Source organism: Halomonas sp. CH40, assembly GCA_041875495.1.
Taxonomy (GTDB): domain Bacteria; phylum Pseudomonadota; class Gammaproteobacteria; order Pseudomonadales; family Halomonadaceae; genus Vreelandella.
Genome location: CP112982.1, coordinates 660,106 through 673,371 on the forward strand (window position 1 = coordinate 660,106; position 13,266 = coordinate 673,371).

General features: G+C 57.5%; 12 protein-coding genes. 8 read left to right on the forward strand and 4 right to left on the reverse strand.

The features are described from left to right. Positions 1-46: 46 nt before the first annotated feature. The 5 genes from OR573_03050 (at position 47) to OR573_03070 (ending at position 6,247) form a co-directional block, all read left to right on the forward strand. A complete protein-coding gene (locus OR573_03050; GenBank protein XGA80651.1) occupies positions 47-844 on the forward strand; it encodes a DUF2189 domain-containing protein in 798 nt (265 codons plus the stop codon). Positions 845-985: 141 nt separating this feature from the next. Continuing rightward, complete coding sequence (locus OR573_03055; protein ID XGA80652.1) at positions 986-1,498, forward strand: molybdopterin-dependent oxidoreductase; 513 nt, start codon at positions 986-988, stop codon at positions 1,496-1,498. Then, positions 1,488-3,746: an ATP-binding protein gene (locus OR573_03060; GenBank protein ID XGA80653.1), complete on the forward strand. Its 2,259-nt coding sequence runs from the start codon at positions 1,488-1,490 to the stop codon at positions 3,744-3,746. The genes OR573_03055 and OR573_03060 overlap by 11 nt, the downstream gene beginning before the upstream one ends. After that, the gene (locus OR573_03065) at positions 3,730-4,908 is read left to right on the forward strand and encodes an FIST C-terminal domain-containing protein (GenBank protein ID XGA80654.1); all 1,179 of its coding nucleotides are present in this window, start codon (positions 3,730-3,732) and stop codon (positions 4,906-4,908) included. Before OR573_03060 ends, OR573_03065 begins: the two co-directional genes overlap by 17 nt. Then, positions 4,886-6,247, forward strand: coding sequence for a hybrid sensor histidine kinase/response regulator (locus tag OR573_03070; protein XGA80655.1), 1,362 nt, complete (start codon positions 4,886-4,888; stop codon positions 6,245-6,247). Before OR573_03065 ends, OR573_03070 begins: the two co-directional genes overlap by 23 nt. On the opposite strand, the gene OR573_03075 is transcribed toward OR573_03070, so the two are convergent. Beyond that, a complete protein-coding gene (locus OR573_03075; GenBank protein XGA80656.1) occupies positions 6,206-6,895 on the reverse strand; it encodes a response regulator transcription factor in 690 nt (229 codons plus the stop codon). The genes OR573_03070 and OR573_03075 overlap by 42 nt on opposite strands. A gap of 116 nt (positions 6,896-7,011) precedes the next feature. Here OR573_03075 and OR573_03080 point away from each other — a divergent pair, with 116 nt between their 5' ends. Next, a complete protein-coding gene (locus OR573_03080) occupies positions 7,012-8,532 on the forward strand; it encodes an aldehyde dehydrogenase (protein ID XGA80657.1) in 1,521 nt (506 codons plus the stop codon). A 163-nt stretch (positions 8,533-8,695) separates the two neighbouring features. Here the strand turns inward: OR573_03080 and betT are convergent, their stop codons facing one another. Beyond that, positions 8,696-10,747, reverse strand: coding sequence for a choline BCCT transporter BetT (betT, locus tag OR573_03085; protein ID XGA80658.1), 2,052 nt, complete (start codon positions 10,745-10,747; stop codon positions 8,696-8,698). Here betT and OR573_03090 point away from each other — a divergent pair. Next, positions 10,739-10,921, forward strand: coding sequence for a hypothetical protein (locus OR573_03090; protein XGA80659.1), 183 nt, complete (start codon positions 10,739-10,741; stop codon positions 10,919-10,921). The genes betT and OR573_03090 overlap by 9 nt on opposite strands. Positions 10,922-10,953: 32 nt before the next feature. On the opposite strand, the gene OR573_03095 is transcribed toward OR573_03090, so the two are convergent. Beyond that, entirely contained in the window at positions 10,954-11,379 is a 426-nt protein-coding gene (locus OR573_03095; protein ID XGA80660.1) for a hypothetical protein, read from the reverse strand. Positions 11,380-11,578: 199 nt separating this feature from the next. Here OR573_03095 and OR573_03100 point away from each other — a divergent pair, with 199 nt between their 5' ends. Then, positions 11,579-12,547, forward strand: coding sequence for an alpha/beta hydrolase (locus tag OR573_03100; GenBank protein XGA80661.1), 969 nt, complete (start codon positions 11,579-11,581; stop codon positions 12,545-12,547). 6 nt (positions 12,548-12,553) lie between these two features. Here the strand turns inward: OR573_03100 and OR573_03105 are convergent, their stop codons facing one another. Beyond that, entirely contained in the window at positions 12,554-13,246 is a 693-nt protein-coding gene (locus OR573_03105) for a response regulator (protein XGA80662.1), read from the reverse strand. Positions 13,247-13,266: the final 20 nt, after the last annotated feature.

Consider the following 13,266-nt stretch of genomic DNA (forward strand, 5'->3'; position numbering starts at 1 on the left):
TTTACCGGCAGCTAGCGACAGGTAACCGTGACAAAGGGGTTTCACCATGGGTACATCAATAACAAAGCCACTTGATCAGGCGGGTTTAGCCGTGACCAAAATCAACATCAAGCACATCGATACAGACCGGCCCAAGGCCTGGCTTGCCGCCGGTTTTGAAGATTTCCGTCGGGCACCGATCGTCAGTCTCACCTATGGGTTGTTCTGGGTGGGCTTGAGCATTGTGATTACCGCCGGTACCGTCAACATGGGGTTCTGGCATTGGCTGTTACCGCTGATTGCTGGTTTCATGTTTGTGGGCCCCATGGTGGCGGTTGGATGCTATGGCATCAGCAAAGCGATTGAGGATGGAAAAACACCGCATCTGGGCCATGCTCTGGGTCATTGGCGGCCGCATGGCAGCCAGCTGGCGATGGTCGGCGTGATGATGATGATTTTCTTTCTTGCCTGGATTCGCCTGGCAACCCTGCTGTTCGCGCTATTTTTTGGCCTTGAAGTGCCCAGCCCGGAAGTACTTTACGCTTCCTTGCTGACAACGCCCCAGGGGCTAGGCTTGGTAGGAGTGGGGACTGTTATCGGCGGTTTGCTGGCATTTGGTGCCTTTGCGATCAGTGCGATTGCCATTCCGGTTGTCATGGATCGTGACATGAGCTTTATGGAAGGCATAGAAGCCAGCATTCGCTGTGTGACCACCAACTTCCGCCCCATGCTACTCTGGGGAGCCATGCTGACGGTTAGCTTCATTATTGGTGTTATGACTTTCTATATTGGCTTGGCGTTGATATTACCTGTACTGGGTTACGCCAGCTGGCACGCCTACGAAGACTTGGTGAGCTTTGAGTGAGTAACTGAGTTTTTGATAGAAGGCTTCGTTCCGGCTTCATTTGGTAACTATTAGCCAAGTGCCTTTTGACTGACCTTGCAAGCGAGATGGCGTATTCTTACGCCATCTCTTTTTCATAGGGCACTTGCGAGGAGGCCATGAATGAAAAAACGCTTATCAATTGCTGTTTTGTGGCTAGCTTGTGCCTTGCAGGTAGGGGTTGCCAATGCTGGGCAAGATTTGCCTATGCCCGAAGGTCAGGTCATTCTGAAAATGTCCGGTAATATTGCCCGCACTAATGTTGGTGAAGAGGCGCACTTTGACTTTGCCATGCTTACTGATCTGCCTCAGCATCAGTATTACACTGGCACGCCTTGGACCAATCAGCCCTTTCACTATAGTGGCCCCTTGATGCGCGATCTGCTGGGCTATCTGGGGGCAGAGGGTGAGCGTACTCACGTGTCAGCGCTGAACGGTTATGAAGCCTATATTCCTACCCGTGACTTTGTTGAATACGATGTATTACTGGCCTTGAAGCGTAATGGTGAGCCTATTTCCATTCGTGAATATGGCCCGCTCTGGGTACTCTATCCTTTTGATCACAATACGGAGCTTCTGAGCGAAATGTTTCGTTCCCGCGCTGTCTGGCAGGTCATGAAGATTAATGTGCGCTGACACTGTGTCTCTACGCCAGCCGTCCTTGCTGCGCTACCCCAGGCGGGTCAAGTTTGTCACCATTGTCTCTGTGGTGTTGTTTGCTTCTGCCTTGATGGTGGCGGCGCTGGCGGCCTGGCGTCAGGACAGCCTGACTCAGGGATTGCGTGAAGATACATCCTGGGTGGTCTATAAGCTTGACCGGGATACTGTCCAGTTGCTGAATGCCCTCCTGACGGCACCCCGCGAATCACTTTCGGCAGAAGAGCAGGACGCAATCAACCTGCGTTTTGAATTGCTCTATAGCCGCATCAATGTGTTGACCCAGGGGGAGTTTTCCCGTCTGCTTGGGCAGGTTCCCAATGCCCAGGTGTTGGTTGAAGACATTCGCCAGGCACTGGATATTCTCGACCAATTGATTATGCCCTATGAGCAGCAAAGCCCTTTGGCGATGGCTGACATTGAGGACGGCCTGCAAGCGTTGGCGCGGCACACTGAGCGTCTGGTGATGACCATCAACGCCTATCAGGCCGAAGCCGCTACCCAGGAACGCGCCCAGCTAAGTGCCCTGTATCGCTTGTTGATCACGCTACTTGTTGGCATGAGCGTTTCGGCCTTGCTGGTCGTGATGTTTCTGGTGCGTGAAATGCGTGAAAGTGCCTCTGCGCGGCGCGAACAGGAACTGCTTGGCTTGCGACTTGAAGAGTCAGCCAAACAGGCACGATCAGCCAATCAGGCCAAGTCTGATTTTCTGGCGGTGGTCAGCCATGAAATCCGTACACCGTTGAATGGGGTACTGGGAATGAGCGAGTTGCTGATCCAGCCGCAGCAGCATACGCCGAGTCCTCACGAAGTCCGTGTATACGCTCGTACGATTCATGACAGCGCCACCCAGCTGATGAATATGATCAACGACATCCTGGATTTTTCCAAGATTGAAGCCGGGCATTTAACCCTGGAAGAAAAACCTGTTGAGCTTGAGGCGTTGATGCGTGGCGTTATTGCCCTGTACGAACCGCGCGCCCAGGCCAGAGGCATCCATCTGCAGATGCATATTGATAGCACTGCGCCTGCCTGGGTCAGTCTGGATGCCTATCGGGTGCGTCAGGTGTTGCAGAACCTGGTGGCCAATGCGCTTAAGTTTACTGAGCAGGGCCAAGTGAAGCTGTCGCTAAGCTGCCATGATGAAGATCAGCTGTTATTGACGGTGACGGATACGGGCTGCGGTATTCCAGCGACACAGCAGGATTATCTGTTTGAACCTTTCCAGCAGGCAGATGCTTCGGTCACCCGGCGTTATGGCGGCACAGGGCTGGGGCTGGCGATCTGTAAACGTCTTTGCGATGCCATGGGAGGCCAGATAGGTGTCAAGAGTCAGCAGGGCCGGGGCAGCACCTTCTGGATGACCTTGCCAAGAGTGGATGCGCAGCCGCAAGCGCCGTTGGCTACGCCACAAATTAGCCATTTCAGTGATTGCCCGGTACTGCTGGTGGAAGATGATATCGTCAATCGTCGCGTGGCAGTGGGGATGCTACGCCGTCTGGGTTGTCAGGTGGAGGTGGCAGAAAATGCCCAGCAAGCCCTTGGCCTGATTGAACGCAGACCCTACGATATTATTCTGATGGATGTCCAGCTACCCGATCAGGACGGCTTGACGCTGACCCGTCAGCTTCGCCAGCAGCCTGGCTGGCTGGCAAAGGTGCCCATTGTAGCCATGACCGCCGGTGGCGCTGTCGATGATCGCAAACGCTGCCTGAGTGCAGGAATGAATGACTACCTGACCAAGCCGTTGAGCCTGGCCACACTTAGCCAACGCCTGGCGCTGTATATCACTGTCGACAGTCAGGTGGTTGAAAAACCGCCCTCGATAGCACCGCTGAATGTTGACAGGCTGTTTGATGGATTGATTGATGGATTAATTGATGGCCGGGTACTGCAACAGCTGGAAACCAGCTTGGGCAAGCCAGGGTTAGATAAACTGCTTGGCCTTTTCCTGAAACATGCCGCTGAGTACTTTGAACAGCTTCGCGGGCAGCTCGCTGTCCAGCCTACACCAACAGCAGATATTCAGCGGCTGACACATCAACTGCGTGGCGAAGCGGCCAGCGTGGGCGCTTTTGCCATGGCCGATGCTGCCCATAAGCTGCAACAGGCTGTAGAGGCTGAGCGCGCGATAGAGCAACACTGGAAAGCCCTTGAACAGTTTTCCCAGGATACCTTTAGCGCATTTAAGGCTCTGAAGAAGGGGGTTGATGTTTCATCCTCTTGACGAACAAGGTGCTCACGAGCCTGACAATGGCATTATCACTGCCGTGAGCAGCCAACGCCATGCCTGGCGAGCAGTGGCTGAGCTGGCCGCCAGGCTTCATCACCCGGCATTGGGTGGCGTGGTCTTTTTCTGCTCGGCTGAATACGACCTTGAGGCGCTGGGGCAAGCGCTATCGGAAAGCTTTGCCAAGGTGCCCATATGTGGCTGTACCACAGCCGGGGAAATTACGCCTTCTGGCTACGGGCGAGGCTGTATCGTTGCGATTGGTTTTGATTGCCGGGTATTCAGCGTGGTGCCTGCCCTAGTGGATGATCTGGTCGGGTTTGACCTGCCCCGCGCCCAGCAGCTGGTGGATTCCCTGCTGGCCAACTGTCGACCCAAGGCAGTGGCGCCACTGAATGAAAACAGCTTTGTCATGACCCTACTGGACGGCCTTTCCAGCCGTGAAGAACAGGTGCTGGCGACCCTGGATGCCGCTCTGGGGCGTATTCCCAGTTTTGGCGGCTCTGCCGGAGATGACAATCACCTGACCCACACCCATGTGTTTGCCGAAGGGGCTTTTCATACCCAGGCAGCGGTCATGTTGATGATCAACACCCGGCTGCCCTTTGATGTCTTTTCTACTCACCATCTTGCCCCGCGTACCGAAAAGTTTGTGGTAACCGCCGCCGACCGGGAGCAGCGCCGGGTGCGGGAGCTTAACGGTGTGCCTGCCGCCACCCTGTATGCTCAATGGGTGGGTGTGGCGGTGGAAGACCTGATGCCTGCGCTGTTTGCCCGCTACCCGCTGGCAGTGCGTCTGGGGGATCACTATTTTGTGCGCTCGATCCAGCGCGCCAATCAGGATGGCAGCCTGAGTTTCTACTGCGCGGTGGAAAACGGCATTGTGCTCAGCGCCATGCGGCCCTTGCCGCTGCTGGCGGATCTGGAAAACATGCTGGATGAGATCAAGGCGCGTGTGGGGCCGCCTGCCCTGATGATCGGCTGTGACTGCTTTCTGCGCCGCATGGAACTTGAAGCACTCGGCCAGCTGGAGTCAGCCTCGGCGCTGTTGCGCGCCTCCCAGGTGGTTGGTTTCAATACCTACGGTGAACAGCATCATGGTATGCACGTTAACCAGACCTTTACGGGGGTGGCCTTTGGCACTCTTTCAGCTGGATGATGAGCATGACCAGAACGCTGACCCTCAGGCGCTGGCGGAAGAAAACCGCCGCTTGCGCAAGGTCTGTCAGGCACTGATCGAACGGGTGGAATCCGGTAGCGCTGCCAATGGGGCTCCCTATGCGGCGTTCGAGCACGCTGTGTTGCTTGCCGAACAGGTGCGCGAGCGCACGGATGCCCTGCATCGCGCCCTGGATGAGCTAAACCAGGTCAATGCGCAACTGCGCGAAGCCCATGCCGAGGCCCAGGCCGCCAACCAGTCGAAGAGCAAATTCCTGGCAGCGGTCAGCCATGATCTGCTCCAGCCGCTCAACGCGGCCCGCCTGTTTACCAGCGCCCTGGAAACCCACGCCTTGCCGGAAGATGCCCAGCCATTGGTGGGCCGGATCGGCCGTTCATTGAAGGATGTCGAATCACTGCTCGGCACCCTGGTTGATATGTCACGTCTTGATGCCGGCGTATTACAGGCCGATAAAGCACCTTTCAGCGTCGATACGCTGCTGGATGCCCTGGCCGAGGAATACCGCCAGGTGGCGGGGGTGCGAGGGTTGGCACTGCATTATGTGGGCTCTTCGGTGGTCGTGGAGTCTGACCTTTCGCTGTTGGCACGCATCATTCGTAATTTCCTCAGCAATGCCGTGCGCTACACCCCTCAAGGCCGGATTCTGCTTGGCTGTCGCCGCCGCCCAGGCGGGCTTGAAATCATGGTGGCCGATACCGGCCCGGGCATTGCCGAGCAGCAGCGTGAATGGATTTTTCAGGAGTTTCAGCGAGATGCACTCACCAGCCAACAACATAGCCGTGGGCTGGGGTTAGGGCTGGCGATTGTCGATCGCATCAGCACCATGCTGGCCCATCCGGTGACCCTGGTCTCCAAGCAAGGCCAGGGCGCCTGCTTCTCGGTGACTGTGCCTTATGGCCAACACGCGCCGCGCCTGCCTGGCCCGGTAACCGCGCGGCTGGAAACGGACTTTAGCCGTCAGGTGGTCTGGGTGATTGATGATGATCCGACCATTCTGGAAGGGATGCAGGCGCTTTTGGGGCAGTGGGGTTGCCGGGTGCGGGCGGCGGGGACTGTCACGGCGCTGGAAGCCGCCAGTGACGGTGAACGCCCGCAGGTACTGCTGGTTGACTATCAGCTGGGCCAGCGGCGTGAGAATGGCCTGACGCTGGCCAAGCGTCTGGAAAGACGATATCCGGGGCTGGCAACGGTGGTGATTACCGCCAACCATGATGCTGAAATCAGCCGTCAGGCCCGTGAAGCCGGGATGCACTGTCTGTTGAAGCCGCTGAAACCGCTACGCCTGCGTATGCTGTTGACGTCGCTGCTGGCGCAGTGATTCGATATCGGCATCCCCCGCCATTACCACGGCATGCACCCGGCTGCTGGCGCCCAGCTTGCGCAGGATGGCAGAGACGTGGGTTTTAACCGTGGTTTCAGCAATCTCCAGTTCCCGGGCAATTTCCTTGTTGGAACTGCCGCGCCCCATGCAGGCCAGCACCGCTAGCTGTTTATCGGTCAGCTTAAGTACCGCACTATTGATGATAGGCGGCGCGACGGCACTGGCCGCCGGGGCCTCGTCAATTGGGCGGCGCATGATGTCGGAGGGCAGGTAAACCTGGCCGCCAAGAATCTGTTCCAGTGCATTCAGCAGTGCTTCGCGCGGGGTGGATTTGGGAATATAGCCCACCGCACCTAATGCCAGGGCATCGAGTATATGCTGGCGGGTCTGGCTGGCCGAAATGATGGCCACCGGCAGCCAGGGCTGCTGCTGACGCACCTGCTGTAAACCTTCCAGCCCCTGGGCATCTGGCAGGCTGAGATCCAGTAGTAACAGATCCAGATCCGGGTGCTGCTCAGCCAGGGTAAGCGCTGCGGCCAGGGAATCGGCTTCATGTAGCTGGCAATCCGCCATGCCGCCCAGAATCACCGCCTGCAGGGCATCGCGGAACAGCGGGTGGTCATCAGCAACCAGCAGTGAAACCATGCGAGCTCCTACCAATGGATGAGGGTGGCTAGTGCCAATGGGCGATGTTGTCCGCTCCCGGCATGGCCAACACTGTGAAAGCACCTTTAATAATCATAATACTCAGGAGCACTTTCATGATTTACGCCAACCCCGGTGAGACCGGCTCAGTCATTACCTTCGACAAGCGTTACGGCAACTATATTGGTGGCGAGTTCGTAGCGCCAGTCAATGGTCAATATTTCGACAACGTCAGCCCTGTCAACGGCGCGGTATTCTGTGAAATTCCCCGCTCCACCCAGGAGGATATCGACAAGGCGCTTGACGCCGCCCATGCCGCGGCGCCTGCCTGGGGGAAAACCTCTGCCGCCGAGCGCAGCAATATTCTGCTCAAGATTGCCGACCGCATGGAGCAGCACCTGGAAATGCTCGCCGTCGCCGAAACCTGGGACAACGGCAAAGCGGTACGTGAGACCGTGAACGCTGACTTGCCGCTGGCCGTTGACCACTTCCGTTATTTTGCTGGCTGTATCCGCAGCCAGGAAGGCACTGCCGCGGATATCGATGCCAACACCGTCGCCTATCACTTCCATGAACCGCTGGGTGTGGTCGGGCAGATTATCCCGTGGAACTTCCCACTGCTGATGGCGACCTGGAAGCTGGCCCCGGCACTGGCCGCCGGTAACTGCGTGGTACTCAAACCCGCCGAGCAGACGCCAGCCTCCATCCTGGAATTTGCCAAACTGGTCGGTGATCTTTTACCCCCAGGCGTGCTGAATATCGTCAACGGCTATGGCGCTGAAGCTGGCCAGGCGCTGGCGAGCAGCAAGCGCATCGCCAAGATCGCCTTTACCGGGTCAACGCCAGTCGGCTCACATATTCTGAAATGCGCGGCCGAGAACATTATTCCTTCGACCGTTGAGCTGGGTGGCAAGTCACCCAACATCTATTTTGCCGATGTCATGAACGCCGAGCCTGAGTTTATTGATAAATGCGTGGAAGGGCTAGTGCTGGCGTTTTTCAACCAGGGCGAAGTGTGCACCTGCCCATCGCGGGCTCTGGTTCAGGAGTCCATGTACGACGAGTTTATGGCCAAGGTGGTTGAACGTACCCAGAACATCAAGCGCGGTAACCCTCTGGATACCGATGTACAGGTAGGCGCCCAGGCCTCCCAGGAGCAGTTCGACAAGATCATGTCCTACATGGATATTGCCCGTGATGAAGGCGCCCAGTTCCTGACTGGCGGCGACCGGGAAACACTGGATGCCAGCATCAATGATGGTTTCTACATCCAGCCGACCCTGCTCACGGGCGACAACAAGATGCGTGTCTTCCAGGAAGAGATCTTCGGGCCTGTGGTGGCGGTCACCACCTTCAAGGATGAAGCGGAAGCGCTGGCGATTGCCAACGATACCGAGTTTGGCCTGGGCGCGGGTGTCTGGAGCCGCGATATGAACGTTGCTTTCCGCATGGGGCGCGGCATTCAGGCAGGGCGCGTGTGGACCAACTGCTACCACCAGTACCCGGCACACGCAGCCTTTGGTGGTTACAAGAAATCCGGCGTCGGGCGCGAGACCCACAAGGTAGCGCTGGAGCACTATCAGCAGACCAAGAACCTGCTGGTCAGCTACGATATCAACCCGCTAGGCTTTTTCTAGGCAGCCGATATCCGCTGAGCTGGCGTTAACGCCATAAAACCTATATCACAAAACCCATACCACAAAACCTATGCCACAAAAAATCCCGGCCCCGGTGTTCTTAAACATTCGGGGCCGGGATTTTCGTTTGCGAGACTTGCTAATCCAGCACGTTAGCGCCGTGTTATGTCTGCTGAGAATCCTCAGGTAGATCGCCGATGGTGCCCGGCATGGCCTGGACGTTGCCCAGTTGCTGGTCGGCCAGGGTGAGGAAGTGGATGTGGCGCTCGTATTCCGCAACCAGATCACCAATCACCTGACCCCGTGTGTAGCCGTTGAGATCCTTATCCTGGCCACCTTCGGCAAGGTAGACATCCAGACGCACATAGTAATCATCGTCGGCGGGCAAAAAGCTGGGGGTGCGCAGCCGCTGCGGGCAGACCTGATAGACAAAGCTTGCCGCGTTGTCCAGATCCACCTGAAGCGTCAGGCGTGGCAGCGATTCACCTTCCAGGGCTTCTTCGGTCACGTTGGCTGTCTGGCCACGGCTTTCAAGTTCCTGTGCAAACTGGGTCATCGCCGGGCGAATAGAGTGCTCAATCGTCGCCGCAGCACCGGCGCGGTTGGAAGTGTCCAGCGCCCGGTCCAGCCGTTCACGCCAGTCACCGCCCGGCGCACTACCCGCTATCATACGGCGAGCATCCGCTTTGCTGCCTTCCAGTTTGAGGGCTTTATACATGCCTATCATGATGGCAAAGATCACCACCGAGAACGGCAGGGCGGTAATTACCACAGCGCTTTGTAGCGCATTCAGACCACCTGCCATCAAGAGGGCAATAGTGATCAAGCCGATCACGGCCGCCCAGAAAATACGCAGCTTGATCGGCGCATCATGGTTCACATCTGACAGAATCGAGGTGAAGTTGGCCAGTACCAGGGCACCGGAGTCCGCCGAGGTAATGAAAAACACAATGCCCAGAACGGTGACCACTGCCGCTGAGATAGCCACATAGGGGTAGTATTCCAGCAGGGTGTACATAGTGGTCTGCGGTGTATTCAAGGCCTGTTCGCCCAGTTCGGCCACGCCCTGGTTGGCCACCAGCTCAATACCGCTGTTACCGAAGATCGACATCCAGACCATCATGAAGGCCAGCGGGATAAACAGGGCGCCTGCCACAAACTGGCGAATGGTACGTCCACGGGAAATACGCGCCAGGAAGAGCCCGACAAAAGGCGTCCAGGCAATCCACCAGCCCCAGAAGAAGATGGTCCACCACATTTTCCATTCCTGGGCACTTTCATCGGCATAGGCGTAGGTATCAAAGCTTGCCGCAACAAAACCGGCAAAGTAATCCCCGGCGTTGTTAACCACTTTATCCAGCAGCATCAGGGTATTGCCGTTGAACAGCACAAACAGCATCAGCCCCAGCGCGAGCAGCATGTTGAATTCGGATAGACGACGGATACCTTTATCCACGCCGCTGACCACCGAGATGGTCGCCATGACAACCACCATCACGATCAGGATGATCTGCACGCCAAGATTTTCCGGCACATCGAACATGTAGTTCAGGCCGTAGTTCAGCTGCAGGACGCCAATCCCCAGGCTGGTGGCGATACCGAAAACGGTGGAAATGACAGCGGTAATATCCACCGCATTACCGATCGGGCCGTGAATGCGCTTGCCCAGCAGCGGGTACAGAGCGCTGCGGATAGCGAGCGGCAGGCGGTGGCGATAGCTGAAGTAGGCCAGCGCCATACCCATCAACACGTAAAGGCCCCAGCCGGAAAGCCCCCAATGCAGATAGGTTTGGACGACGGCATTACGCATGGCGGCCTGGCTTTCCGGCGTCAGGTCGGGCGGTGCCAGGTAATGGGCGACCGGCTCGGCAACGCTGAAGAATAAAAGATCAATGCCGATACCGGCGGCAAACAACATCGCCGACCAGGACAGCAGCGAAAACTCGGGCCGCGAGTGGTCAGGCCCCAGCCGGATGCTGCCAAAGCGTGACATGCCGATCATCACCACAAAGACCAGATACGCCACGATAGCCAGCATGTAATACCAGCCAAAGGTCTTGCTGACCCAGGCCAGGCCCGCATCAAAAAACGCGCCAGCCTGTTCGGTAAACAGCATGGTCATGACAAGAAAAACGAGGATACCCGCAACGCTGCCGTGAAAAACCACGGGGTTTAAGCGGTCTCGCGAAGGAAGCTCGGAATCATTATGCGCCATAAAGACGATCTCCTTGGTTCGCAGTTCAGGGAAAGGTTCTTATTTTTGAATGAACGTTCAAATAAAATACGCACTTTACCCGGAGGCTTCAAGACCGGAACAGAGATTCTTCGTCAGGAAAATGGCGATTCAACGCTGATTGGACACAAAAATGCCCGGGAAACCGGGCATTAGCTGACTGTATTAAATTAAGTAAGAATTAACGTTTATTCGGCGTTTTGTGGGCTATTACCCTGGCCATGACCTTTTTGGCCCTGCTGGCGGCGGTCCTCATGAAACTCCTCACGCATTTCGCGCATGGTTGACTCAAGAGACTGGCGCTCTTCGTCGCTTAAAATGGTCCGAATACGTGCCTGATGCTCTTCACGGACTTCGCGCATGGCGTTGTAATGCACTTCTCGTGCTTCCTCCAGTTGCGTCTGCTTTTCCTCGCTGATGCCGGCACGCTGGTACATCTCTGCCCGGCGTTCCTGCATCCGTTCCTGCATCTGCTCGGCCTGGTTGCCGCGCTCGCCGTCGTGCTTGCCGTGTTGGTCGGCCTGAGCGGTCAGGGCCAGCGGCATCAGGGCGAGCGCCAGCAGTGCCGGGGTAAGTGAACGGCGTAATGCATGAGTCAATGATGATATTTGCATGGAGGCTCTCCTGTTGAAGGGGCGGGAAGATGATAACGGCCCCTGGACACAGCAATAATGGCATTTGCTAGTGCAAGGGCATTGCACAGAATGTGCAATAAAGAGGGTGATTCAGCCACCGGGCAAGCGTGACATCCAGATAAGGGCGGGTCAGACTGTGCTTCAGGGGGAGGGGTTATCACGCTCAAGGAGCCGTACCATGAAGCTTGCCAAACCGCACCGAACGCCGTCAGCGATAGATAATGCCCAAAGCTCTGGTTTATTCAGCCAGTTTGCCCGTTTAACCGGATTGAGTCTTGCGGCGGCGCTGCTGTCAGGCTGTGGCGTGATTCATCAAGCCAGCCAGGGAGAAACGGCGTTGGAAACCCAGGGGCTGAATGCGCCGGTGGCCTTTACCCGCCTGCCTGCCCAGCGCTATTCCCCGGAGGATTGGCCGCAGCCGCTAAACGCCGATGTCTACCTGCCCGAGGCCAACGGCGATCTCCGCCCAGCGGCACTGGTGGTCCACGGCGGCGGCTGGCGCAACCGCGGGCCGGAGGATATGACCGATATCGCCGAACAGCTGGCGGCCCAGGGCTATGTCACCGTCAGTATCGAGCACTGCTTTGCCCCTGACTACCGCTTTCCTGCCCAGGTGCATGACCTGCAGCAGGCCATGCGCTGGCTGCATGACAATGCCGATGACTGGCAGTTGGATACCGACAGGATCGTTGGCGTGGGCTTTTCGTCCGGCGCGCACCTGGTCAGCCTGCTGGCCCTGGCCGGTGCTGAAGGCCCCTTGGCGGAGCCTTATGGCGGCGAGCACGCGCGCCTGGCAGCGGTGATGGCGGGCGGTGTGCCCAGCGACCTGCTCAAGTTCGACGATGGTCGCCTGGTGGTGCAGTTTATCGGCGGCACCCGGGCGGAGAAGCCCGAGGCCTATGCGCTGGCGTCGCCGGCGCGCCAGATCAGCGACAATGCGCCGCCTTTCTTTATCTACCACGGCCGACTGGATCAGCTGGTGCCGGTGGATCACGCCACGGATTTTTACGCCCAGCTCAAAGCAGAGGGCGTTGAAAGCGAGCTTTATCTGCTGCGCGGGCGCGGCCATATCACCAGCTTTGTTCTGGAAGGGCAAGCGATCGAAGCGGGTATCGCCTTTCTTAATCAGCAAGTAAACCCGCGTTGAGGAGCGTTATCCCATCGGCTGATACTTGTAGCCCACGCCGTAGACGGAGCGGATGATTTCCTTTTCGGGAAGCGCATCGGCGATCTTGCGACGCAGCTTCTTGATATGGCTGTCGACGGTACGCTCGGAGACAATGCGGTTATCGCGGTACATATGATCCATCAGCTGCTCGCGGGTAAAGATACGCCCGGGCGCGTCCATCATCACCCGCAACAGCTGGAACTCAACCGCAGTGAGGCCCAAGTCCTCGCCAGCGGCAAAAGCCTGCCAGCCGTCTTCGTCAAGTGTCAGCAGGGCGGCGTCGGGTGAAACGCCTGCCTCGTTGGGCTGGCCGCGTCTTAACACAGCTTTTACCCGCGCCACCACTTCACGGGGGCTGAACGGTTTGCAGATATAGTCATCGGCGCCCAGCTCCAGGCCCAGCAGGCGGTCGACCTCTTCCACCCGGGCAGTCACCATGATAATGGCGACCCCAGGGTGGTGCTGGCGAATCTCGCGGCATAGCGTCAGGCCGTCCTTGCCGGGCAGCATCAGGTCCAAAAGGACAAGCGCCGGGGCGTTGTTGGCCAGCCAGGGCAGGACGTCGTTGCCATTTTCCAGCGCCAGGGTGGTGTAACCATCGGCCTGAAGGTAATCGGCCATCAGGCGGGCGATCTTGGGTTCATCCTCGACAATCAGCAAGCGGTGGTCATCCGCCATAAGTCTCTCCTTGAAGGCCA